Genomic DNA, 24522 nt, shown 5'->3' with positions numbered 1-24522 from the left:
TTATCAGCACGTATTTTTTTACTCCGGATGGCCGCCTTTATCAGCGGCCATTTTTTTTGACATCCGTTTGCCGGAAAAGGGTTGTATGTTATCTGATTTAATATTATATAATAGTATATATTATCAATATCTATAACAGGGGTAACTATGTCCTACTACAAAGATGTGATCAGCGATATCGCCGGCAATATGCAGGAATTACACAAAAATATTCCGGATGTGATGGGCGCGTTTATGAGCATCATGCAAAGCAGCACGGCTGATGGCGCACTGGATAAAAAGACCAAAGAGCTGATAGCGGTAGCGATTGCGGTTGCCAACCGCTGTGACGGCTGCATTGGTTTTCATACCAAGACGCTGGTGGAGCTGGGCGTTACGGAGCAGGAATTATCAGAAGCGCTCGGCATTGCTATCGGTATGGGGGGCGGACCGTCCGTGATGTATGCGGCGAATACGATTAAGGCATTTAAAGAGTTCTCCTAAAGGCATCGTTCTTTATGACACGGGTTACAGACGAAAGTGTGTAACCCGTATTTTTTTACCGGAAGCGAATGGTGGTTTCTTAAAATACGGTAACCGGTTCATTCCTTACTATCTGTGTGTTGTTAATTCAGTGAGGAAAGGAAAAATGCCAGTAAATGCAATAGGGCTGCCATCGGTCAGTGGGATACCGCCAACGGAAAGCCGGAATATTTTTCAGACGATAGCGGATAAGTTTGTCGCGGTTGTGAACAGTTGTAAGACATTCTCCACGGGATGCAGTACACAGAAAGATCATAATATACAAAAAGCGTGTGAAAGGCTGGCTGCTCTGACACTGGCTGAACCGGAGCGCTATACAACAGATGCGATGAAACGAGGTGCAGAAAAGCTTGGTATGACATCGCCGGATAGTAAGGTTTCTGTCAGCAGTAAAGCGGATACATCTGCTGCTGCGTCTATCGGTAAATTATCTGTCCTGAAAACAACAGAGTATTCCGCACAGGAATTGCATGACATGCTGAGTAAACAGATGGATAAACCCGGGACTTCGCAGGAGATGCGTGAAAAAATACAAATGGTACTGGGTAAGGCGGATACAGCTATAAACCCTGAGGCATACACTGACATGGTTGAACGTGGTATGAATAAACAGCAGATCATTATCAGTGCCGATATATTGAAGGAACACCGCAGGAATGAAATTGGTGGTGGTGTAGTATTAGACAGTGACACTGTTAAAGAACTTGAAAAATTGAGTAATAGTTTATCTTCGTAATAAGAAAATTCAGCGGTATTAGCCGTTAAGTACTAAAAAGGCCGTGACATATATTGTTGCGGCCTTTCTGTTATTGCTTCGTATTTTTTCTGAGAAAATGGTGCTTTCTTAAAATACGGCAACAATTTCATTCCTTACTATTTATTTTTTTTTTATTAAATAAGGAATGAAAAAATGCAATCAAGAGCAGTAATACAGGATTTGATGCATAAAACACCAGTAAGTCAGATTACAGCGGAAAACCGGAATACTATACAGAGGGATTCACCGGAGAGTGTGTAAAAAAACTTAATATGGCAATACCTGATAAGATCTTTGCCAGAAGTGAAACGGGTGTACCCGGCAGTGCGTCTATTGGCAGATTATCTGTGCTGAAAGCATCGGAGTGCTCCGCACAGGAGCTGTATGACATGCTGAGCAAACAACTGCATAAACCGGACACTGCACCGGAGATGCAGGAAAAAATACGGGCGGTACTGGAGATGGCAGAAAAGGGTGCAGGCAGTGAGTTGATCCGCGGAACAGAGATAGTTGAGCGCTATACAGGTGAAATTAAAAAAGGCGTTATTTCTGACATATTGGTGGCACATGATATTAATCATGCTGAACACAACCCTGTATTAGATGCGTATGATGTTATCACGTTAGAATCAATGAAAGACAATTGATGAAATAAGCGCTGATATATTTTTTACCGTCTTAAAGCGCCCGGTGAAATCTGCCGGGCGCTTTATTGTGGGTGGTGTTATCAGAAATGAATCCGGAACCCGGGAACCGTACTTACCGGTGTTTCACTCTGACTGCTCAATGATATCGTTATCTTTTATGCCACACAGGCTGCCGGGCGGACACCCAGGGTATGGCAGATAGCGTAAGTCAGTTCCGCGCGGTTCAGGGTGTAAAAATGGAAATCTTTCACGCCTTCGCGGCTGAGCAGTTTCACCATCTCCATTGCCACGGAAGCCCCGACCAGCTTGCGGGATTCCGGGTCATCATCCAGCCCTTCAAACATGGTGCCGAGCCAGCCGGGGATGCGGACGTTAGTCATTCCTGCAAAGCGCTGTAATTGTTTAAAGTTAGAGACCGGCAGAATACCCGGCACAATCTCCACATCAATACCGGCCGCCGCGCAGCGGTCCCGGAAACGCAGATAGGTGCTGACATCAAAGAAAAACTGCGTGATAGCGCGGTCTGCGCCGGCATCAATTTTCTTTTTCAGGTTAATCAGATCCGACTGCGCGCTGCGCGCTTCCGGATGGACTTCCGGGTAAGCGGCGACGGAAATATCAAAATCGGCGACTGATTTTAACAAACCGACCAGGTCAGCGGCATACATATCCGGTTTGCTGCTGCTGTCCGGCAGGTCGCCGCGCAGCGCCACAATATGGCGGATACCGTTATCCCAGTAATCTTTGGCGATGGTTTTCAGCTCATCGCGGGTGGCATCGATACAGGTGAGATGCGGAACAGCAATCAGCCCGGTTTTCTCTTTGATATTTTTAATCACTGAATGAGTGCGATCCCGTTCGCCGGAGTTCGCCCCGTAAGTGACGGAAACAAATTTCGGTTTCAGCACACTGAGGCGTTCGATGGACTGCCACAGGGTTTTTTCCATTTCCGGCGTGCCCGGCGGAAAGAATTCAAAGGATACGGCCACACGACCGGCCAGTTCTGCCAGGTTCTGATTCAGTGCTTCGTGCTGGTCTATATGTAAAAAACTCATTGCTGCCCCCCGCAGTCGTCCGTGGCGCAAATACCCTTATTCATTCAAATTGCAGGTTCGTTGGTTGCATCCTGAATGACGTTGGGTATATATCCCGGCACGTGATTATTTGAATGTCTATACGTTTAGACGTCTGGATGTAGATTACGGGATGAATTGGTTAAACGTCAACCACTAATTGTCACAGTACGGGTGAGGGTTTCTCACGCACTGCATGAAAAATTGTCATGATCAGGGAAAAACAGCGGACAGACGGGCTGTCCGCTGAGAAGAATTATTCGGGAGTTTTGCAGCAGAAATGGGTGACAAGCTGAGTCAGCAGTTCGCGGGTCGGCTCAATAAAGCGGGTTTCGAGAAACTCATCCGGCTGATGCGCCTGTTCAATTGAACCGGGACCGAGAACCAGAGTCGGGCACAGATCCTGAATAAACGGTGCTTCGGTGCAGTAATTGACGGTCTGCGCTTTTTCGCCGAGCAGGTTTTCAATCACACCGACCATTTTATGATCCGTCGGGCAGGCGTAACCCGGGATAGGCGCGTGCAGCTCCTCAATCGCCAGCCGTCCCGGCCAGCGCTGTTTCACCGGCTCCAGCGTGGTATTGAGCATGTCATCGATATCACTGAGGGTCATACCCGGCAGCGGGCGGATATCCATATGTAATTCACAGCAGCCGCAGATACGGTTTGCCGCATCACCGCCGTGAATATGACCGAAATTCATGGTCGGATACGGAATAACAAACGCCGGGTTATTGAATTTTTCTTTCAGCTCGTTACGCAGCGACATCAGGTGTGTGATGGATTCATTCATCAGCTCAATCGCATTGACGCCGCGCGCCGGATCACTGGAATGACCGGACTGACCGGTAATGCGGATAGCATTGGAGAGGTGGCCTTTGTGTGCCCGCACCGGCTGTAACGACGTGGGTTCGCCGATAATGGCAAAGGACGGGCGGATAGCGGCATTGGCGGCAAAATAGCGCACCCCGGCCATGGTGGTCTCTTCATCTGCGGTGGCGAGGATATAGAGCGGGTGCTGCAAATCTTTCACACTGATATCGCGCAGCGCGTCGAGGATAAAAGCGAAAAAGCCCTTCATATCCGCCGTTCCCAGCCCGTACAGTTTGTTGTTCTGTTCTGTCAGGGTGAAGGGATCTTTGCTCCAGCGCCCTTCATCAAACGGAACGGTATCGGTGTGGCCGCACAGCAGCAGACCGCCGTCACCATCCCCGAGACTGGCAAGCAGATTGAACTTGCCGCGTGTTTCCGGAACGGGTTGCACCTCGACATCAAACCCCAGGGTTTCAAACCAGGTCGCCAGCAGATTGATAACAGTTTCATTGCTCTGATCAGATTCCGCTTCCGTGGAACTGATGGAAGGTGCCGCGATGAGCTGACGATAAATCTCAATAAATGCAGGTAATTTAATATTCACTGTTGACAGCCTTTAGTCATAATAGTATCAATATTCATGCAGTTTATGTGAATAAAAATACATTGTTTGTGTTTCAGGTACAAGGTGAAGATAACTTATGTTGAAAACGCTGATTATCGGTGCCAGCGGATATACCGGCGCAGAGCTCGCTGCTTATATCCAACGCCACCCGCAGACGGAACTGGCCGGCCTGATGGTATCCGCCAACAGTGCGGATGCCGGAAAATGCTTTTCGGATCTGCATCCGCAGTTCAGGGGCCTGGTGGATTTACCGCTGGAGCCGCTGACAGACCCGGCCGCCGCTGCACAAAATACCGATGTGGTGTTCCTGGCAACCGCCCATGAAGTCAGCCATGACCTTGTCCCGGTTTTCCTTGCGGCGGGTTGCGTGGTGTTTGATCTTTCAGGCGCTTACCGCGTTCAGCAGGATAATTTTTACCCACAATACTACGGATTTGAACACAAACATACCGCCTTATTGGCTCAGGCCGTGTACGGGCTGGCGGAATGGCAGCATGAAAATATCCGTACCGCACAGCTGATTGCGGTACCGGGTTGTTATCCGACCGTCTCCCAGCTGGCACTGAAACCGCTGCTCGATAATGCGTTGCTGGATCTGACCCAATGGCCGGTGATTAATGCCACCAGCGGTGTAAGCGGCGCGGGGCGTAAAGCTGCGCTGAATAACAGTTTTTGTGAGGTGAGTCTGCAACCCTACGGGCTGTTTACTCACCGGCATCAGCCGGAAATTGCCGCGCATCTCGGCACACCGGTGATTTTTACCCCGCATCTCGGCAATTTTAAGCGCGGGATCCTGGCAACCATCACCTGCAGACTGAAAAACGGCGTAACGGCAGAGCAGGTCAGCGCGGCCTATCACGGCGCCTATGACGATAAACCGCTGGTGCGGGTGTATGACCACGGCGTACCGGCACTGAATGCCGTTGTCGGCCAGCCGTTCTGTGACCTGGGTTTTGCCGTGCAGGGTGAGCATCTGATTGTCGTTGGTGCAGAGGATAATCTGCTCAAAGGTGCGGCTGCTCAGGCGGTTCAGTGCATGAATATTCGTTTTGGCTTTAATGAAACGCTGTCCCTGCTGCCACAGTGAGCAAACAGCCCGATTCACTCTTTTATCTGACGGAAAACGGAAATGGAACCATTAGTCATCAAATTAGGCGGTGTGTTACTGGACAGCGAAGAAGCGCTGGAGCGTCTGTTCACCGCACTGGCCGCATACCGGGCGTCGAATAACCGCCGCATCGTCATCGTTCACGGCGGCGGCTGCGTGGTGGATGAACTGATGGCGAAATTACAGTTACCGGTGGTGAAAAAACAGGGACTGCGGGTCACCCCGGCGGATCAGATAGACATTATCACCGGGGCGCTGGCGGGCAGTGCCAACAAAACTCTGCTGGCGTGGGCGACCCGTTATCAGCTCAACGGCACCGGTTTGTGTCTCGGCGATGGTCAGAGTGTGAAAGTCACACCACTAAGTGACGAGCTGGGCCATGTCGGCAAAGCGGAGCCCGGCAGCCCGGTTCTGCTGAATCTGTTACTGAACAACGGTTTTCTGCCGGTCATCAGCTCCATCGGTATCACGGAAGACGGGCTGCTGATGAATGTGAATGCGGATCAGGCGGCGACCGCGATTGCGGAAACGCTGGGCGCGGATCTGGTACTGCTGTCGGATGTCAGCGGCATCCTGGACGGCAAAGGCCAGAAAATTAAGGCACTCGATAGTGTACATGCACAGAAACTGATCGGCGACGGCATTATCACTGACGGCATGGTTGTAAAAGTGAATGCGGCGCTGGAAGCTGCGGCCACACTGGGGCGTCCGGTAGATATCGCCTCCTGGCGTCACGCGGATCAGCTGCATTTATTATTTGATGGCGAAGCCATCGGCACGCGGATTTCCGCGTAATCCGGATTATCAGCACATTGGCAGAATCACTCCGCAGCGGCGGATAACATTTACTTGAAAGGACAGGGTTATGACAGAGGCAAAAAAAACAGGCATTAAAAAAATCGTACTGGCTTACTCCGGCGGCCTGGATACATCGGCGATTATTCCGTGGCTGAAAGAGCATTATGATAACTGCGAAGTGGTGGCGTTTGTCGCCAACATCGGCCAGAGCGCGGAAGATCTCGACGGCGTCGAGCAGAAAGCACTGAACTCCGGGGCATCTTCCTGCTACGTCGTCGATCTGCGTGAAGAATTTATTAAAGATTTTGTCTATCCGGTGCTGAAAAGCGGCGCACTTTATGAAGGCAAATACCTGCTCGGTACCTCGATGGCGCGGCCGATTATCGCTAAAGCCCAGGTTGAGCTGGCACTGAAAGTCGGCGCGGATGCCCTGGCACACGGTGCGACAGGTAAAGGGAATGACCAGGTGCGTTTTGAGGGAACTTACACCGCCCTGGCACCACAGTTGAAAGTGATTGCGCCGTGGCGTGAGTGGGATCTGCGTTCCCGTGAGGCGCTGCTGGATTACCTGAAAGTCCGTAATATCCCGACCACCGCATCCCTGGAAAAAATCTACAGCCGTGATGAAAACGCATGGCATATCTCCACCGAGGGTGGCGTGCTGGAAAGCCCGTGGAATCAGTCGAATGCGGATTGCTGGGTATGGACAGCTGATCCGCAGGAAGCGCCGGATCAGCCGGAACTGGTCACTGTCACCATTAAGGCCGGTGAAGTTACCGGTGTGAACGGCAAAGCGCTGTCTCCGTATAACTGCCTGAATGCCCTGAATGAACTGGGCGCAAAACACGGTATCGGCCGGATCGATATTGTGGAAAACCGGCTGGTGGGGATGAAATCCCGCGGCTGTTATGAAACCCCGGGGGGCACCATCATGATGGCGGCGCTGCGCGGACTGGAAGAGATCATCCTTGACCGTGACAGCTTCAAATGGCGTCAGCAGATTGGCCTGGAAATGTCCTATGTGGTGTATGACGGGCGCTGGTTTGCCCCGCTGCGTAAATCTATTCAGGCAGCAGCAGATTCCCTGGCGGAAGAGGTCAGCGGTGAAGTGGTGCTGAAACTCTATAAAGGACAGGTCACGGCGATTCAGAAACAATCTGCCAACAGCCTCTACTCTGAAGAGTTCGCCACATTCGGCGAAGATGAAGTCTATGACCACAGCCATGCGGGCGGCTTTATCCGCCTGTATTCACTCTCCTCACGGATCCGTGCGCTGAAAGCGCAGAAATAACCGGCGGGAGACAGGGAGATTATGCACAGGGACGTGCATCAGACTGATTTATCATTAAAAACAGAAAGGGAAAAAGTATGGCATTGTGGGGCGGACGCTTCAGTCAGGAAGCAGATCAACGGTTCAAACAATTCAACGACTCGCTGAGATTCGACTATCGTCTGGCGGAGCAGGACATCACCGGCTCTGTGGCCTGGTCGAAAGCACTGGTGACGGTCAATGTGCTGACCGCACAGGAGCAGGCGGCGCTGGAGCAGGCACTGAATGAGCTGCTGGCGGAAGTGCAGGCTGATCCGCGTGCCATTCTGCGCAGTGATGCGGAAGATATCCACAGCTGGGTGGAAGGCAAACTGATCGGCAAAGTCGGCGATCTGGGAAAAAAACTGCACACCGGGCGCAGCCGTAACGACCAGGTGGCCACTGATTTAAAACTGTGGTGCAAAGAGGCGGTCAGTCAGATCCTCGCGGCATTACAGGAATTACAGCAGGCGCTGGTGCTGACGGCGGAGCAGAATCAGGATGCGGTGATGCCGGGTTACACCCACTTACAGCGGGCACAGCCGGTGACATTTGCCCACTGGTGCCTGGCGTACAGTGAAATGCTGGCGCGGGATGAAAGCCGTGTCCGTGATGCCCTGGCGCGCTTTGATTACAGCCCGCTCGGCTCGGGCGCGCTGGCCGGAACCGCGTATGCCATCGACCGGGAACAGCTGGCCGGCTGGCTGGGATTCGTCGGTGCGACCCGCAACAGCCTCGACAGTGTGTCTGATCGCGACCATGTACTGGAACTGCTCAGTGATGCGGCGATCAGCATGGTGCATCTCTCCCGTTTTGCTGAAGATATGATTTTCTTCAACAGCGGCGAAGCGGCATTTATTGAGTTATCTGATCGTGTCACCTCCGGCTCTTCCCTGATGCCGCAGAAAAAAAACCCGGATGCCCTTGAACTTATCCGCGGTAAATGCGGCCGGGTGCAGGGTGCGCTGACCGGCATGATGATGACCCTCAAAGGTCTGCCGCTTGCCTATAACAAGGATATGCAGGAAGACAAAGAAGGGCTGTTTGATGCTCTCGACAGCTGGCTGGACTGCCTGCATATGGCGGCGCTGGTGCTGGAAGGTATTCAGGTAAAACGCCCGCGTTGTGAGGAAGCGGCCAAACAGGGCTATGCCAACGCGACTGAGCTGGCGGATTACCTGGTGGCAAACGGTGTTCCGTTCCGCGAGGCGCATCATATTGTCGGTGAAGTGGTGGTCGGTGCGATAGCAAAAGGCGTGGCACTGGAAGAAATGCCGCTGACCGAATTGCAGGAATTCAGTCCGGTGATTGCCTTGGATGTGTATGACATCCTGTCACTTCAGTCCTGCCTGGAAAAACGCTGCGCGAAAGGCGGTGTTTCACCGGAGCAGGTGGCGGCGGCCATCAGTGAAGCCAAAATCCGGCTGAAACGGGTATAACATAATGCATTGTCCCCGGATCACGCTCTGTCCCCCCGTGATCCGGGGTTTTTATTTATTATCATCAGTATATTTTTTGCCTGTAACGCGAAGGCCAGATGTCGGCCGGTGATACATTCAGGAAATCCGCAATAATCTTTTCGCCTTTCGGCCAGCGCCGTGCAAGGGCATTATTCAGTGTCGCCGGCCGTAATCCGGCATTACGCGACAGTGCCGACAATGATGTTCCTCTTTTTTTGATAGCGGCAATAATATCCGCCGGATGCCAGTCTTGTGCTTTATGAATATTTATTCCTTTATTAATTAATCTGACTAAATTTGGTGAGTATTTAATATCATGCTAATTAGTAATATTAGTACTGAAATTAAAGGGTAGACTAAATTATAAATTTTAAAATACGAGTAAATTGAGGGGTTGAAATATTGTTTCACTATGCTAAACATTAAAGTAATTTAACAAATACTCACTTGCACAGGGAATAAAATGAATATTCAAAGTATCGCAATGGAAGAATTATGTAATAATCTGAAAAATGATTTTTCTCAATATTTTGACTGGAATGATATGGGGATTAATTATTCCAGAATTAATCTTTCTGACAAATCCGTCAATGTCTTATCCAGTGACTATGATTGGTTACTGACATTCTGGGGGGATGATATGGATTTACGTATCGGGGAACGCCTGAGTGCAGGAATTCAGTACTGGAGGATGAGTACAGAGCGGTTTTACGGAAAGGGAAAAATAGTCAGTTTAAAGTGGATTTCTGTACGAAGCACGGCGATTCATTTGAGATTGTGTCCATCAATTCAGGAAAAAAATTATCTGTCGCGGATATGATGACCATCTATAAATGGAAACCGGTTATTTCTGATTACGCAGACAGACTCTGGAAAAAGAAAGAAGAATTGATTTTACCATTGCGGGCAGAAATAAATACGTCTGCTAATGAAAATGATCAGGTAAACAATGACTCTGCTGATATTTTAGATATCCACCAATATATGCGTTTCGGTAATATCCGCTTTACCCGCAAAGAAATTCTCACCATTCGATTATTATTATCCCATCGTAAAATAAAAGAAATCAGCGCGATACAAGGGTGTTCAGAAGCATCAGAGCATAAACGTATTCAGCGGATAAAAGAAAAACTGGGCTGCCCGCATGCATCGTCCGGCGGGGTGTTTAATGCGCTGAAAGAAAACGGGATCACACTGGCGTGTCTGGATACCCTGGTAAGTCTGCCGTAAGCCGTTCGTACAAATAAGATAACAAAATAACAGAACGGGCTGCCGGGCAGCCCGTCTTTACCAGGATCAAAGGGAACTGAGAATGAAATGGAGATACCGGCTGGGTGCCGTGGCAGGGAATGCACTGGAGTATTACGATATCGCGGTTTTTGCGGCAATCTCCGTATACCTCAGTGCTGAGCTTGAAAGACTGGGCTATGAATCAGCAACTGAAATGGTCTGGGGAATATTTGCGCTGCGTTTTCTGGCACGCCCGATCGGCGGCTATATTATCGGACATTATGCGGACAGGGCCGGGAAACGATCGGCGCTGATATTAACCAGCCTGATAACAGGTACTGCAACGTTATGTATGGCGTTATTGCCGGTTAATTTATTAGGATCTTATACACCTGTTGCCGTTTTAGTTTTGCAAATGACATTGTCGTTCAGTTTTGGCGGTGAGTATCCGTCATTAATTACGTATCTGTTCAGTCATGCAAAAGATAATGAACAAGCAAGGTTGTCATCACTCGTTGTGGCAAGTTCTACTCTCGGTGTGATTATCTCTCTCGGGTTGGTTTTGGTTCTGGAAACGATGCTCACACCAGATATGATGCAAAGTATTGGCTGGCGTATTCCGTTATTGGTTGGTCTGGCGAATATTATGATGAGTTTCTGGTTCCGTACACGATTACCGGAACTATCTGTTAAACCGGTAACGGGCAAACAGGTTAATGGTTATCAGGCACTGCTTATCTTTCTGATGACGATTCCGGGTTCCGCTGTTTTCTATTCCTATAACATGTCTTCCTCACTGGTCCGTGAACAGATTAAGACAGACATATTGAAAGAAGGTTATGCAATATACTCATCCTGTTTTCTGTTCATCTCTATTCTTATCTGCGGGTGGCTGACGGATAAATACAGTTCAGCGGAACGTGTTTTTAAAATCAGTGCCGGATGTCTGGTGATATTATCAGTGCCAATTTATTTCTTACTCAGCAGCGAACACACCGGCCTGGTCATTACCGCTCAGTTGATTCTGACCATTAATGCATCCTGTATCTCCTGCACACTGGCATCGGTGATTGCCGGTATTTCCCGTGGTCACACTACCACTTTAAGTCTGGGTTATAACCTGGCATCCACCCTGATCGGCGGATTTACCCCGTTAATTATCGGCTGGCTGGTGTCATATGACCTGACATATGCCGGGGTGTATATCGCCGCCACCGGTCTCACAGTCGCACTTTCTTACCGGTTAATGCGGAATAGTGATATGAAGGCATACGCTTACCGGTAGCAACACCGGCCAGTGCCGGGTAATTATCCCGGCACTTCAACAGTGATATATCTGACTTTTTCCGGTTATGTTCTGCGGTGTGTTGGCTGTAGCCGGTAAAACATCGCAGGTCACGATTAATACATGATTCTAACAAAATAAAAATCTGAGCCAGATTCTCCATATGTAATAAATCAGAATAAATGAAAGTGACAGGTAAAATAGTTTATTTCTCTTGAAAAATAAAAATGGCACGAAACACAGGATCGGCAAAAAATAGGATATTGAATCATTATCTTTTGGTAGTTCACAGACGCTGGAAATACCATCACTTAATAACGATTCATAATCTGAAGATGTAAATATTTTTATTATTAATAATGAAATAAAAGTATAGGCTATCAGTAGTAATTTCATGTTTACTCCATTTATTTAATTTCAAGTAATGCTTTTACTTTATTTCTGTTTCTCAGCATCGTTCTTCCATATGAAGTATACACTCTTGAGCTGTAATCGCTTGTATCTGTATTAATGGATTGTTTGAAATCATTTAAATTACGTTCTTTCCCTCTGTTGTATCTTGATCCGGCAATGATGAATTGTTCATCAGTTAAATTTGTTGTATCAATATCAGGGAAATCATAAATAATCAGGTCGTGAAGATGCTTTGCAACAACATTCAGGTTAAAAATATCCTTTTGTAAGCAATTGGATATATAGTTAACATCATTGATGCTTAGTTTCTCCGGGTTCTTACCAAACATTTCACTTATTATTCTTATTTGTATTGCAACTATACCAATAGATGTATTTTCAGGCGGGTTTGTCATTGTGAGATGTTTGTCAATCCAATCAGGGCCTGAATAATCAAGTTGCCTGATCGGAAGAACAACATATTGTTTTACTCCATCAGGTTTTCCGCTAGCTTCTATTCTGGCTACACTTCCTAATAAGTCAGCAGGTATTTTATATTGTGATGCTATTTTTTTTATACTCGTTCTGTGATAAATAAGGTAGCTGTCTTTATATTTATTGAGGTAATCGTCCCCTCCAAATGTTTGCCACCATGCGGCATCAATTACTCCCCATTTTGGATAATTTTCATTGCTGTCTGCATTGCATAAATCCATTAGATCTGACATTTAAAATCCTTTTATTTGTAATACATCAACCAAGTAAATTAACTTATTTCGTGTGATTGAAAATACTATCTTTTTCAGTATAGTATTTTTCAGAGATAACCGGAATTTTTTATCTGAAATGATGGTGAACACCTGAACATCAATTTACGCTTGTATTCTGCCTGTGATTTAAGCTCGACTAACAATGCAGTTGCGTTATGATAGTTATCAATTGATTTTATCTATTAATTGCAGTCGGAGACACAGGCATGAATATCCGGGATTTGGAATATCTGGTGGCACTTTCTGAGCATAATCACTTTCGCCGCGCGGCAGATGCCTGTCATGTCAGCCAGCCGACACTGAGCGGACAGATCCGCAAGCTCGAGGATGAACTGGGTGTGATGCTGCTGGAGCGCACCAGCCGCAAAGTCCTGTTTACCCAGCAGGGAATGCTGCTGGTGGATCAGGCCCGGACCATTCTGCGGGAAGTGAAAATCCTTGAGGAAATGGCCTCCCTTCAGGGGGAAAGCATGGCGGGGCCGCTGCATATCGGGCTGATCCCGACTATCGCCCCGTATCTGCTGCCGCATATCATTCCGGAACTGCACCGGTTATGGCCGAAGCTCGAAATGTATCTTCACGAAGCTCAGACCCATCAGTTGCTGGCGCAACTGGACAGCGGGAAACTGGACTGCGCGATTCTGGCGCGGGTAAAAGAAACCGGCAGCTTTATTGAAGAGCCGCTGTTTAATGAGCCGATGAAACTGGCGATTTATGATGAACATCCGTGGGCATCCCGCCAGGAAGTGGAAATGCATGAACTGGCAGGGGAAAAACTGCTGATGCTGGAAGACGGGCACTGTCTGCGTGATCAGGCGATGGGATTCTGTTTCCAGGCCGGTGCACGGGAAGATACCCACTTCCGGGCGACGAGTATGGAAACCCTGCGCAATATGGTGGCGGCAGGCAGTGGTATCACGTTACTGCCGGATCTGGCGATTCCGCCGGAACACAAACGTGACGGCGTGTGTTATCTCTCCTGCACCAATCCGGAACCGTTCCGTGAAGTGATCCTGGTTTATCGTCCGGGGTCGCCGCTGCGCAGCCGTTACAGCCAGCTGGCAGAGGCTATCCGTGCAAAAATGTGCGCTTATTACCAGCAGGAGCCTGCCGCTTAAAATAAGCGGTTCAGCCCGTTCAGTGCGGCAACCCGGTAGGCTTCCGCCATCGTCGGGTAATTGAAGGTGGTATTGACGAAATAATCGATGGTATTACCTTCACCTTTTTGTTCCATAATCGCCTGGCCGATATGGATAATCTCAGCCGCACGCTCACCGAAGCAGTGGATCCCCAGAATCTGCCGGGTTTCGCGGTGGAACAGAATTTTCAGGCTGCCCGCATCCAGCCCGGCAATTTGTGCCCGTGCCAGATGTTTGAACTGTGCCCGGCCCACTTCATACGGGATCTTCATTGCCGTCAGCTGCTGCTCGGTTTTACCGACTGAGCTGATTTCCGGAATGGTGTAAATCCCGGTCGGGATATCCTCTATCAGATGCAGCGGCGCATTGCCGTCATGGGTGATAGCACGGGCGGCAATCCGCCCCTGGTCATAAGCCGCTGAGGCGAGGCTCGGGTAGCCGATAACATCCCCGACCGCATAAACCGCCGGGTTGCTGGTCTGATAGGTATCATTGACACTGATAAGACCGCGGCTGTCAGCGGTGATCCCGACATGCTCAAGACCGAGATTATCGGTGTTACCGGTGCGGCCGTTGGCAAAGAGCAGGCAGTCTGCCTTCACTTTTTTTCCGGAGCGGAAGTGAATAATCACACCGTCATCCGTGCCCTCAATCCGCTCATACTCTTCATTCTGGCGGATAACCACGCCGTTGTTCCAGAAGTGATAGGTGAGGGCGTCCGACATCTCCTGGTCGAGAAACGCCAGCAGGCGGTCGCGGGTGTTGATCAGATCCACCTTCACACTCAGGCCGCGGAAAATAGAGGCATATTCACAGCCGATAACCCCGGCACCATAAATGATGACATGGCGCGGTTCGTGTGTCAGCGACAGAATCGTGTCGCTGTTATAGATGCGGGAGTGGCTGAAATCCACATCCGGCGGGCAGTACGGGCGCGAGCCGGTGGCAATAACCACATTCTCCGCACGGAGAATATCGCAGCTGCCGTCGCTGTAGCGCACACGGACAGCACCCTCTTCGGTGAATTTTGCTTCGCCGCAGAACATGGTGCAGCCGTTGCGCTCATAGAAGCCACGGCGCATGCCGGTTTGCTGGGTAATGACCCGGCCGGCGTGTGCCAGGATCTCAGAAAATGACGATTTCAGAACCCGGGAGTTATCACTGTACAGCGGATTCTGGTTAAATTCGATAATACGGCTGACGGCGTGGCGGAGTGCTTTGGAAGGAATCGTTCCCCAGTGGGTACAGCCGCCGCCGACGTCATTATAACGCTCAATTACGGCAACCCGTTTTCCCTGCTTCACAAGTCCCATTGCCACACCTTCGCCACCCGGGCCGGAGCCGATGACAATGGCATCAAACTGGTTCTGTTGCATATGAGAAATAACCTGTTTATACATAAATTAACAACATCATCTTAACATCAGATGGAAAATCAGCCTATGATTAGTAAGGTTTACAGGTCACACTTCGGAAAATCTTTTTTCGGGAATTTCACCGGTCATAAGCTAATCATCACTGAAAAAAGTATTAAGTTTGTTATATTGATCCGTCTGAATAAATTGAGAGTCTGAATTCGGTGAGTAACGTGATTGGTGTAAGAGCAAAACAGAAAGAAAAAACCCGCCGGGCCCTGATTGAAGCTGCTTTTAGTCAGCTCAGTGCTGAGCGCAGCTTCACCAGTCTGAGCCTGCGCGAGGTCGCCCGTGAAGCCGGGATTGCCCCGACCTCTTTTTACCGTCATTTCAAGGATGTGGATGAGCTGGGGCTGACAATGGTCGATGAGAGCGGGCTGATGCTGCGCCAGCTGATGCGCCAGGCGCGTCAGCGTATCGCCAAAGGCGGGAGTGTGATCCGGACATCAGTTGCGACATTTATGGAGTTTATTGGTAATAACCCTAACGCTTTCAGGTTATTATTGCGTGAGCGCTCCGGTACATCCGCAGAATTCCGTGCGGCGGTCGCACGGGAAATCCAGCATTTTATTGCAGAACTGGCAGATTATCTGGAACTGGAAAGTAAAATGCCGCGTCAGTTTACTGAATTACAGGCAGAATCGATGGTAACCATCGTTTTCAGCGCCGGTGCGGAAGCACTGGATATTGATCTGGACAAGCGGGCGTACCTGGAAGAGCGGCTGGTATTACAGCTGCGGATGATCGCCAGAGGCGCATATTACTGGTACCGCCGCGAACAAGAGAAAATGCATGACCCCGATTACACCCCATTAATCTAGCACTCATCATCAAGGAGAACGTTATGACGGAACAGTATCGCCGTGACAAAGGAACCTTACTGCTCGCGTTTATTGTCGGGCTTTCAGTACACGGTACTTTTTCAGCACTTTTTAATTCCGCAGTCCATTTTTCGGTTTTTCCGGTTCTGGCATTGTGCCTTGCGGTCTATTGTTTCCATCAGCGCTACCTCAACCAGATGTTGCCGGAAGGCATGCCGAAACTGGTAACCGGTACGTTCTTCCTGGGTCTGTTCTCCTATAATGCCCTGATGCGTGCCGAATATCCGGAAGCCGGGTCAAACTACTTTTCCGCCGTCTTTATTGTGATTATTGCCGTGTGGCTCTACCGGGCGATGAAACAGCGCCGTGCCACCGGGCAGGATGAAGTGACAGAGTAATTGTGTCAGAAAGACGATGAAAAAGCCGGTCACTGACCGGCTTTTTAGTGTCCGTGTCAGGGACGGCAGGGGAACGGGATCACGCGGTGCGCCATCCGCTGTGTAAACTGCTGATTATGTGAGGCTACAATCATCGGCAGATCCAGCTGTGTAAGAATCGCTTCCAGACGCTGAATATTTTTCTCATTCAGGCCGTTGGTCGGTTCATCCAGCAGCAGAACAGACGGTGACATTGCCAGCACACCGGCCAGCGCGGTAAAGTTTTTCTCACCGCCGGAAATCTCCGTCACAGCCCGGTCTTTCAGGCGGACAATATCCAGCATTTCCAGACACTGTAAAGCGCGCTCCCGTGCGGCATCCTGTGTCATTCCCATATTCAGCGGACCAAACATCACATCATCCAGCACACCCGGGCCGAACAACTGATCATCCGGATGCTGAAACAGCAGTCCCAGCGGGCCGCGCACCCCGGTGAAATCATCTTCCGAGTGACGGGATTGACCGAAAACCGAAATATCCCCGGTGAACGGGATAAAACCTAACAGTGTGTGCAGCAGGGTCGATTTCCCGCTGCCGATATCACCGCACAGAAAAAGCCGTTCTCCGGCGTTCAGTTCAAAGCTCAGATCCTGAATTATTGGCGCATTGTTGCGGCTGACAACCAGATTGCTGACCTGAATCAGGGGATTTTGGGACGTCATTAACAGACCTTTTTGTATTAACAGAAGACGGACGCGCGTAAAAACCCCGGGCTTTCAGCGCCATTTCAGTGGTTTCCGCTTTGTGCATGGCTTTGATCAGCAGCAGGGCGACCAGCTGGGATAACATAGTAAATGTCCGTTTATTCATCCCTTTGCGGAATCCCCGTGCTTTCATGGCCGTTTCAAGCTGTTGTTTGGTTTCACTGAAAATCGCGATATAGCGGATAGTCAGAATAAACAGCTTTATCAGCTTGTCGGGCAGGGGGTAACATTTCACCGCACACGCCAGATCGATATCTGTCATATTTGTCAGCATCGCAGAGACAAACAGCAGAATTGCATTCATTTTCAGCGTGATTTGCAGGGCGAGAAACACCCCTGCCGGGGATTGCACAATGCCCTGGCTTTCAATTTTCCACGGCAGTGTCAGCCAGACAAACAGAATAAAAATATTCAGTTTCAGCACGGTAAGCAGTGAACGGCCCAACTGACGGCGGCGGCAGACAACAAACAGCAGAAAAGCACCCGACAGACCGGCAATAAGCCAGTCGGTCTGCCGGATACCGCTGAGCAGAAAAGCCCAGAGAACCGCAAGAAGCAGGCGCCGGTGGGGAGGCAGCCATTTATCCATAGGTATGCTGCCCGGGCTGATTGACCATCAGGGAGGCCGGACGCATTTTTGCCAGCGCCAGCAGGATCCCCACACTGATCAGGGAGTCGGTGACAAAAATCGGCAGGTGTCCGATAAACAGCAGCCAGACCAGATCGATATAGGATTTACCGCTGTCGAGCACCAGTGCCAGTGAGGTCAGACACACCGTACCCAGCGTACCGATAACCCCGGCCATGACCCCGAGATAAACCAGACGTCCCTGACTCAGCCCCGGACGCAGGGAATTCCGGAACAGGTAATAGACCAGCAGCGCCGGAATGGAAATATTACACAGGTTAACCCCGAGAACCGCGAAGCCGCCGAAGGAAAAAAACAGCACCTGCAGTGCGAGGGCAATCAGGAATGCCGGGAAAACCGCCCAGCCGAGAAACAATCCGGCAAGTCCGTTTAAGATCAGATGCACACTGCTGACCCCGATCGGCACATGGATGGTACCGGCAACAAAGAATGCCGCTCCGAAAAGGGCTGCCAGTGACAGACGCGAGGTATCCAGCTGACGGATGCCGATGGCAACCCCGGCGGCTGCCACCACACCGGCACCGGCCAGAACAGGAAGATGTAATACGCCTTCAGATAAATGCATGGTCTTCCTCCTGTTATGCGGCGTTTTTGGCGGCCTGCTTCGTTAATTCACGGGCACGGAAAAACGCAATCACACCGAAAATACCCACGATATAGCCCACACCACCGAGAATATTCTGCAGATAGATCTTATTCTTCAGCTGGTCAATATCCTGGCGGATCTGAATATAACCGGAAGAGGAATCACCGCTGCCGGTATTGGCGGTGGCGGAAATAACCGGCACTTCCGTTTCCACTTTGTGCCCTTCATCACCTTCAACATAGAGAATATAATCACCGGTCGCAGGGACTTCGATTTTGAAATACCCTTTTTCATCGGTCTTACCGGATATTTCATCATCTTCATGGCCTTTCAGATACGTACCGACATAAGTATCTTTTGCCGGAGACATATCAGAATAATACGACTGGCCGCTGATCACATTCCCTTCCAGCTGTGCAACCACATGCATGGAGTGAGCTTGTGCTGTTGTTGCCAACAGCACCCCGTTAATCAGTAAAATGACAAATAAATAAACAGATTTCATAACGTTTAATTACTCAGCGTCAAAAGATAAAACATATTCCAGCTGCTGGAACCCGTATTCTTTATTATCCGGTGTGTCCAGTTTGTATTCGGCGTAAACTTTATTGGCGCCTTTTTCAGCTTTGAATTTTGCCAGGCCGTCTTTGTTGGTCAGCACACCAGGGTCTTCTTCGCTTTTGGCGATTTTCATGCCTTCCAGCGGCTGACCATCTTTCAGGGCTTTGATCTCAAACTCCTGACCGGCCACCGGTTTGGTCATTGGTACCAGCTCATACGGGGTGTTAAAGACTTTTGTGGCATTGTCATCCCATTTGACGATATTTTTGCTGAATTTAATCGGGTTCTTGCTGAACTCAGCATCCGGTACTTCAAGTTTATTTTTCTCAACGGTACGGCCGTTCTTTAATTTACTCCAGACACCGTTGTCGTAACCTAATAATATAATTGACGCATTCTCAGGCATAACAAAGTAAGCTTCACCATCTTTAAAGGTGGTGCCGACAGTTTCCATTTTACCGTCATGCATTACCGCCTGAACCGGTTTTAATTTATTTTCCGGATATTTTTCTGTCGGATTATGACCAAAACGGACAACATAATCAGAGCCGTCAGTTTGTTCAATCCAAACATTGTGTGCATTTGCCTGAAAACTACCAAATAACAGGGCGGCTGAAATTAACGTCATTTTCTTCAGAGACATAAAAATACCTTTCGGTTAAGTTGCGGGATTATTTATGGCCGAGTATAGAGGAGTGAAAATAAAAATAAGACCTTAAATTCAGAAGAATAATTAATATCAGGAACTGCTCACAGTAAATTGTTAAATATTTATTTACCGCAACCGTTTTTTTTAATGGACTTGGGTGGGTTGTTAATCTATTGCGTGAGGGTTATTTTTTGTCTCTGAAATGTTATGAGTGTAATGAATATTCGTTGAATGAATATTTACAGGATTTAAATGCCACTTTATGACGTGTTTTTCACCGCTTGCCAGCGGCCTCAGTGGATCATTCTGATGAACAAAGAAAACCGGGACGTCAGCCGGAGATCATAAAGAAATAATTGATATAAACTCATAAAGTAAAAAAGTTCTTGATCAGTGATCAAGAACTTCTTGGGAAAACACGTAACAACTTATCCGCGCCGGATCAACAAAACGCCGCTTTCCATGTGCGGGGTGTACGGAAACTGATCAAACAGCGCCAGCCGCACGACATCATGTGTCTGGTTCAGTGTTTCCAGATTTTCACATAATGTTTCCGGATTACAGGAAATATACAGAATCCGCTCGTAGCCCTGAACCAGTTTGACGGTTTCCGCATCCAGTCCGCTGCGCGGCGGATCGACAAATATGGTATTGCATTCATAAGAGGACAGATCAATCCCCGCCAGGCGGTGAAATTCACGTGTGCCCTGCATTGCCTGTGTGAAATCTTCCGCGGACATACGGATAATCTGCACATTATCGATATGGTTAGCATCGATATTATATTGCGCGGCAGCCACTGACGGTTTGGCGATTTCGGTTGCCAGCACACGGCGGAAATTACGCGTCAGTGCCAGTGAGAAATTGCCGTTGCCGCAATACAGCTCCAGCAAATCGCCCTGTGAGCCGTCGGTCGCGGCAAGTGCCCACTCCAGCATATGGATATTGACCGCCGCATTCGGCTGCGTGAAGCTGTTTTCCACCTGGCGGTAAATCATCTCTTTACCTGCGACCGGTAAAACTTCATCAACATAATCATTATCCAGCATGATTTTTGTTTTAGAGGCACGGCCAATCAGCTGTAAATCAAAACTCTGTGACTGCAATTGTGCCCGCAGTGTTTTGGCGGCTTCAGTCCAGCTGTCATCGAGTTTTTTATGATAGAGCAGGGAGACAATAATTTTGTTGCTTCGTGTCGACAGATAATCAATCTGAAACAGTTTGTGACGCAGAAGATGAGTCTGTTTCAGTAACGGCAAAATAGCCTGCATCATGTCATTAATCAGCTGGCTCGCGGCCGGGAAGGTATCAATCCGGATACGCTGTTTGGTCTGCTGATCAAACATGATATGCCAGAGATCATCCCCTTCATGCCAGATACGGAATTCAGCGCGCATCCGGTAGTGTGAAACCGGTGACGCAAATACGTGAGCATCCGGCGCCTGAAAAGGCTGCATCATTGTTTGCAGACTTCTTACCTTCTCCGCAAGTTGTTCTTCATAATTTTCAATAGGTAACGTGTTATGCATGGCGCGTCGATCCGTTTTGCTGATCACAAAAAATGTTCGTGTCCTGGTGATTAAAGTGTTCCGCCCGACAATTCAGACATCTTATTCTGGACAGGTTTTAAAACCGGATCGTAGCATGATAATTCGGTTTCTTCATAAGAATGAAAAGGGAATCCGGTGAAATTCCGGAACTGGCGCGCAGCGGTAATGGCAAAGCAACACGATGACACTGTTATAAATGACGGGAAGTCGTTGCGGGGAATCACGTAGTACCCTCCTGAGTCCGAAGACCTGCCGAAGATTTGTCGTCCGTCCTGCTGACGCTACAAAGCAGACGGGTGGCATCCTCTTTATATATATGTGGGTGCTCAGGAAAAAATGAAAATGACCTCGCCTTATGCGCTGTCCGCTGTCGGACTGGCCGTGTTTTCCGCGTTATCGTTTAGCGCTTCTGCTAATACTAAAGATGATCAGATAATTGTTTCCGCTAACCGCTTCCGGCAGCCGGTTTCGTCCGTGCTGGCGCCGGTAACCGTTGTGACCCGTGAAGAGATAGATAAATGGCAGTCGAATTCTGTTGCAGATGTGCTGCGGAGACTGCCGGGTGTAGATGTTGCCCAAAGCGGTGGTATCGGACAGACCAGTTCAGTGTTTGTCAGAGGGACGGATGCCCGTCATGTGATGATTTTAGTTGATGGTGTCCGTCTGAATCAGGCCAACGTATCCGGTAGTTCAGATATCAGTCAGATTCCGTTATCGATGGTTCAGAGCATTGAGTATATCCGCGGGCCCCGTTCCGCAGTATATGGTTCTGATGCGGTTGGTGGAGTCATTAATATTCTGACAGAACGTAAAACAGAAGGAACCACACTGAATGCAACCATGGGGTCTCATGGTTATCAGGAATACGATGCGTCAACACAGCAAAAAATCGGTGACAGAACTACGATCACTGTGGCAGGAAGTTATCTTTATACGAAAGGGTTTGATGTTGAAGCTAACGGTAATACCGGCGGTGTTCGTCAGCCGGATCGTGACGGGTTTATGAATAAGTCCCTCTGGCTGGGGGTAAAACATCAGATAAATGATAATGTTGATGTATATACCAGAGCATACGGGTTTGATAACCGGACGGCTTACGATGCATTTTATGATAGTTACAATGACGTATTAGCTGATACCCGCCAGCTGTACAGCAGAACGTATGACGGCGGAATTTCATATAGCAGCGGAATCTATTCTTCATTTCTGAATTACAGCTATAACCGTACCAAAGATTACAACTATGACCCGCGCCATGGTCAATATGGTAAAGAGCACCGGCTCACAGATACTGAGCAGCAGAATGTTCAGTGGGGAAACCATGTTCAGGTCGGAAATGGATCTGTCAGTGGTGGTGTTGACTGGTCGCGTCAGAAAATGATGGACGGCTCCAGTGATTTTACAACTGCGGATAAAAATTATTTCGATAACACCGGTGTATATTTAACAGGACAGCAAGGATTGGGTCCGGTTATCGCAGAGGCATCAATCAGGTCTGACCATCATTCAGATTATGGCTGGAATACAACATGGCAGACAAATGTCGGTTGGGAATTTGCAGAAGGTTACCGGGTGATCGGCGGGTACGGCACGGCATTTAAAGCGCCGACATTAAATCAGCTTTATAGTGCGTGGGGCAGCAACCCGGACCTGAAGCCGGAGAAAAGTAAGCAGTGGGAAGGTGGATTTGAAGGAATTACAGGGCCGCTGGAATGGAGATTGACAGCATACCGTAATGACATTGATGAATTAATTCAGAGCGAATCAAGTTATCCGTATCAAAACTATAATGTCGGAGAAGCAAAAATAGAAGGTGTGGAATTTACCGGTGAAATGGATACCTGGATTTTCCATCACACTTTCTCTTATCAGTATATTGATGCGAGAAACGGGAAAACCCATGAAAGGCTGGAACGCCGGGCAAGACAACAACTCAAATACCAGCTGGACTGGAATATTGAGGAGTGGGATCTCGGCCTGACCTATAATTACATTGGCCAGCGTACTGATAAAGATTACGGTTCTTTTGATCCTGCAATTAACGGTTATAAACCTGTCTCTATGGGCGGTGTCAGTCTTTTTGATGTGACTGCTGCATATCCGGTCACTGACCATCTGACAATTCGTGGTAAAGTAGCTAACCTGTTTGATAAAGACTACGAGACTGTGTATGGCTATCGAACCGCTGGCCGTGAATACTTCCTCACAGGAAGCTACAACTTCTGACCTGAAAACCCGCCCGACAGTGCTGCTGTTTGACTCCGGCATGGGCGGTTTATCTGTTTATCAGGAAGTAAGACAATTACTTCCTGATCTCCACTACATATATGCATTCGATAATGAGGCGTTTCCTTACGGTGAAAAAACCGAAGCCTTTATTGTCGAACGTGTGACTAAGATTGTCCGTCAGATTGCTCAGCAGCATCCGCTGGCAGTGATTGTCATTGCCTGTAATACCGCAAGCACCATCACGCTGCCTGCACTGCGTGCAATGTCTGATATTCCGGTGGTCGGCGTGGTTCCGGCGATCAAACCGGCAGCGAAACTGACACGCAACGGCCTGGTCGGGCTGCTGGCAACACGGGCAACGGTAAAACGGGCTTACACCCGGGAACTGATTGACCGGTTTGCTTCAGAGTGTCAGGTATCACTATTAGGATCGGCGGAGCTGGTCGAACTTGCGGAACGCAAACTGTACGGCGAGGCGATTCCGGCGGGTGCCCTGGAAACTATCCTTGCGCCGTGGCGGAATATGAAAGAGCCGCCTGACACCGTGGTGCTGGGATGCACACACTTCCCGCTGATTGCCGAAGAACTGAAATCGGCATTACCGGACGGCACCCGGCTGGTGGATTCCGGTGCGGCGATTGCCCGCCGCGTGCAGTGGTTAATCAATAACAGTGAGAAACCTCATCACTTAACCGCTGAAAAAAACGTGGCGTATTGCATGCGGGATGATGAAACGACACAGAAATTACAGCCTGTTTTGCAGCAATTGGGACTCGAATCGCTGAAAAAACTGACGATTACAGGATGATTTGCTGCATTAATCAGCAGTCAGCACATTTTTATAAATTACCCCTTGCGGTCAGATGAAAACTCCCTATAATGCGCATCCGTTGTCACAGCACAGGACGCGAAGTCCGCTGAGATAACAAGGTGAAAAGTCTGAAATAAATGCTTGACACCAAATGAGGAAAGCGTAATATACGCAGCCTCGC

The 24522-nt window shown here is 49.0% G+C and carries 27 protein-coding genes and 1 riboswitch; of the genes, 15 read left to right on the top strand and 12 right to left on the bottom strand.

Annotated elements, in window-relative coordinates; genetic code table 11:
• The first annotated feature begins 147 nt into the window (after window positions 1–147).
• The 3 genes from U868_RS0102830 to U868_RS0102820 all read left to right on the top strand — a co-directional run bounded on the left by U868_RS0102830 (window position 148) and on the right by U868_RS0102820 (window position 1926).
• Window positions 148–483, top strand: coding sequence for a carboxymuconolactone decarboxylase family protein (locus U868_RS0102830; protein WP_025151967.1), 336 nt, complete (start codon window positions 148–150; stop codon window positions 481–483).
• A 145-nt stretch (window positions 484–628) separates the two neighbouring features.
• Window positions 629–1258: a hypothetical protein gene (locus U868_RS0102825; RefSeq protein WP_025151966.1), complete on the top strand. Its 630-nt coding sequence runs from the start codon at window positions 629–631 to the stop codon at window positions 1256–1258.
• A gap of 293 nt (window positions 1259–1551) precedes the next feature.
• Window positions 1552–1926, top strand: a complete 375-nt coding sequence (locus tag U868_RS0102820) for a hypothetical protein (protein WP_025151965.1) — start codon at window positions 1552–1554, stop codon at window positions 1924–1926.
• A gap of 155 nt (window positions 1927–2081) precedes the next feature.
• On the opposite strand, the gene metF is transcribed toward U868_RS0102820, so the two are convergent.
• Together metF and argE are read right to left on the bottom strand one after the other, a co-directional pair.
• The gene (gene metF, locus U868_RS0102815; protein WP_025151964.1) at window positions 2082–2981 is read right to left on the bottom strand and encodes a methylenetetrahydrofolate reductase; all 900 of its coding nucleotides are present in this window, start codon (window positions 2979–2981) and stop codon (window positions 2082–2084) included.
• 274 nt (window positions 2982–3255) lie between these two features.
• A complete protein-coding gene (gene argE, locus U868_RS0102810) occupies window positions 3256–4416 on the bottom strand; it encodes an acetylornithine deacetylase (protein ID WP_025151963.1) in 1161 nt (386 codons plus the stop codon).
• Window positions 4417–4513: 97 nt separating this feature from the next.
• Here argE and argC point away from each other — a divergent pair, with 97 nt between their 5' ends.
• The 4 genes from argC to argH all read left to right on the top strand — a co-directional run bounded on the left by argC (window position 4514) and on the right by argH (window position 9091).
• Entirely contained in the window at window positions 4514–5524 is a 1011-nt protein-coding gene (gene argC / locus U868_RS0102805; protein ID WP_025151962.1) for an N-acetyl-gamma-glutamyl-phosphate reductase, read from the top strand.
• 42 nt (window positions 5525–5566) lie between these two features.
• On the top strand, window positions 5567–6340 hold the full coding sequence (argB, locus tag U868_RS0102800) for an acetylglutamate kinase (protein ID WP_025151961.1): 774 nt from the start codon (window positions 5567–5569) through the stop codon (window positions 6338–6340).
• 70 nt (window positions 6341–6410) lie between these two features.
• Window positions 6411–7634: an argininosuccinate synthase gene (locus tag U868_RS0102795; protein ID WP_025151960.1), complete on the top strand. Its 1224-nt coding sequence runs from the start codon at window positions 6411–6413 to the stop codon at window positions 7632–7634.
• A gap of 77 nt (window positions 7635–7711) precedes the next feature.
• Window positions 7712–9091, top strand: coding sequence for an argininosuccinate lyase (gene argH, locus U868_RS0102790; protein WP_025151959.1), 1380 nt, complete (start codon window positions 7712–7714; stop codon window positions 9089–9091).
• A 64-nt stretch (window positions 9092–9155) separates the two neighbouring features.
• Here the strand turns inward: argH and U868_RS0102785 are convergent, their stop codons facing one another.
• Window positions 9156–9377, bottom strand: coding sequence for a helix-turn-helix domain-containing protein (locus tag U868_RS0102785; RefSeq protein WP_025151958.1), 222 nt, complete (start codon window positions 9375–9377; stop codon window positions 9156–9158).
• A 198-nt stretch (window positions 9378–9575) separates the two neighbouring features.
• Here U868_RS0102785 and U868_RS26235 point away from each other — a divergent pair, with 198 nt between their 5' ends.
• The 3 genes from U868_RS26235 to U868_RS0102775 all read left to right on the top strand — a co-directional run bounded on the left by U868_RS26235 (window position 9576) and on the right by U868_RS0102775 (window position 11627).
• A complete protein-coding gene (locus U868_RS26235; RefSeq protein ID WP_345840322.1) occupies window positions 9576–9932 on the top strand; it encodes a hypothetical protein in 357 nt (118 codons plus the stop codon).
• A complete protein-coding gene (locus U868_RS26230) occupies window positions 9929–10342 on the top strand; it encodes a helix-turn-helix transcriptional regulator (RefSeq protein WP_345840321.1) in 414 nt (137 codons plus the stop codon). Before U868_RS26235 ends, U868_RS26230 begins: the two co-directional genes overlap by 4 nt.
• Window positions 10343–10424: 82 nt before the next feature.
• Window positions 10425–11627 (top strand): MFS transporter, encoded by a 1203-nt coding sequence (locus U868_RS0102775; RefSeq protein ID WP_025151957.1) that lies wholly within the window; start codon window positions 10425–10427, stop codon window positions 11625–11627.
• A 129-nt stretch (window positions 11628–11756) separates the two neighbouring features.
• On the opposite strand, the gene U868_RS26290 is transcribed toward U868_RS0102775, so the two are convergent.
• Together U868_RS26290 and U868_RS0102770 are read right to left on the bottom strand one after the other, a co-directional pair.
• Window positions 11757–12023: a DUF2645 family protein gene (locus U868_RS26290; RefSeq protein WP_071997687.1), complete on the bottom strand. Its 267-nt coding sequence runs from the start codon at window positions 12021–12023 to the stop codon at window positions 11757–11759.
• Window positions 12024–12034: 11 nt separating this feature from the next.
• Window positions 12035–12748 carry a hypothetical protein gene (locus tag U868_RS0102770; RefSeq protein WP_025151956.1) on the bottom strand — a complete coding sequence of 238 codons (714 nt, stop codon included), beginning with the start codon at window positions 12746–12748 and terminating at the stop codon, window positions 12035–12037.
• A gap of 248 nt (window positions 12749–12996) precedes the next feature.
• Between U868_RS0102770 and oxyR the strand changes: the two genes are divergently transcribed.
• Window positions 12997–13908: a DNA-binding transcriptional regulator OxyR gene (gene oxyR / locus U868_RS0102765; protein WP_004236590.1), complete on the top strand. Its 912-nt coding sequence runs from the start codon at window positions 12997–12999 to the stop codon at window positions 13906–13908.
• Here oxyR and sthA read toward each other — a convergent pair.
• Window positions 13905–15305, bottom strand: coding sequence for a Si-specific NAD(P)(+) transhydrogenase (gene sthA, locus U868_RS0102760; RefSeq protein WP_025151955.1), 1401 nt, complete (start codon window positions 15303–15305; stop codon window positions 13905–13907). The two genes, oxyR and sthA, sit on opposite strands and share 4 nt — an antisense overlap.
• Before the next feature lie 203 nt (window positions 15306–15508).
• On the opposite strand from sthA, the gene fabR reads away from it, so the two are divergent.
• A complete protein-coding gene (gene fabR, locus U868_RS0102755; protein ID WP_025151954.1) occupies window positions 15509–16165 on the top strand; it encodes an HTH-type transcriptional repressor FabR in 657 nt (218 codons plus the stop codon).
• 23 nt (window positions 16166–16188) lie between these two features.
• Window positions 16189–16563, top strand: a complete 375-nt coding sequence (locus tag U868_RS0102750) for a YijD family membrane protein (RefSeq protein WP_025151953.1) — start codon at window positions 16189–16191, stop codon at window positions 16561–16563.
• Between the two features lie 56 nt (window positions 16564–16619).
• Here U868_RS0102750 and U868_RS0102745 read toward each other — a convergent pair whose 3' ends face one another.
• The 6 genes from U868_RS0102745 to trmA all read right to left on the bottom strand — a co-directional run bounded on the left by U868_RS0102745 (window position 16620) and on the right by trmA (window position 21280).
• Window positions 16620–17264: an energy-coupling factor ABC transporter ATP-binding protein gene (locus U868_RS0102745; protein ID WP_029990535.1), complete on the bottom strand. Its 645-nt coding sequence runs from the start codon at window positions 17262–17264 to the stop codon at window positions 16620–16622.
• Window positions 17179–17895, bottom strand: coding sequence for an energy-coupling factor transporter transmembrane component T family protein (locus U868_RS0102740; RefSeq protein WP_025151951.1), 717 nt, complete (start codon window positions 17893–17895; stop codon window positions 17179–17181). Before U868_RS0102740 ends, U868_RS0102745 begins: the two co-directional genes overlap by 86 nt.
• Window positions 17888–18520, bottom strand: coding sequence for a cobalt transporter CbiM (gene cbiM / locus U868_RS0102735; RefSeq protein WP_004237994.1), 633 nt, complete (start codon window positions 18518–18520; stop codon window positions 17888–17890). The genes U868_RS0102740 and cbiM overlap by 8 nt, the downstream gene beginning before the upstream one ends.
• A gap of 13 nt (window positions 18521–18533) precedes the next feature.
• Complete coding sequence (locus tag U868_RS0102730; protein WP_240182651.1) at window positions 18534–19004, bottom strand: Additional component NikL of nickel ECF transporter; 471 nt, start codon at window positions 19002–19004, stop codon at window positions 18534–18536.
• Window positions 19005–19055: 51 nt separating this feature from the next.
• Window positions 19056–19745, bottom strand: coding sequence for a DUF4198 domain-containing protein (locus U868_RS0102725; RefSeq protein WP_025151949.1), 690 nt, complete (start codon window positions 19743–19745; stop codon window positions 19056–19058).
• 434 nt (window positions 19746–20179) lie between these two features.
• Window positions 20180–21280, bottom strand: a complete 1101-nt coding sequence (trmA, locus tag U868_RS0102720; protein ID WP_025151948.1) for a tRNA (uridine(54)-C5)-methyltransferase TrmA — start codon at window positions 21278–21280, stop codon at window positions 20180–20182.
• A gap of 107 nt (window positions 21281–21387) precedes the next feature.
• Window positions 21388–21572: riboswitch (cobalamin riboswitch) on the top strand.
• Window positions 21573–21637: 65 nt separating this feature from the next.
• On the opposite strand from trmA, the gene btuB reads away from it, so the two are divergent.
• Complete coding sequence (btuB, locus tag U868_RS0102715) at window positions 21638–23527, top strand: TonB-dependent vitamin B12 receptor BtuB (RefSeq protein ID WP_025151947.1); 1890 nt, start codon at window positions 21638–21640, stop codon at window positions 23525–23527.
• Window positions 23472–24338 (top strand): glutamate racemase, encoded by an 867-nt coding sequence (gene murI / locus U868_RS0102710; protein WP_025151946.1) that lies wholly within the window; start codon window positions 23472–23474, stop codon window positions 24336–24338. Before btuB ends, murI begins: the two co-directional genes overlap by 56 nt.
• The last annotated feature ends 184 nt before the right edge of the window (window positions 24339–24522 follow it).

The organism is Morganella morganii H1r, from assembly GCF_000633515.1.
Lineage (GTDB): Bacteria > Pseudomonadota > Gammaproteobacteria > Enterobacterales > Enterobacteriaceae > Morganella > Morganella morganii_B.
The sequence above is the reverse complement of the archived record's forward strand: the minus strand, read 5'-3'. Positions and strand labels throughout refer to the sequence as shown.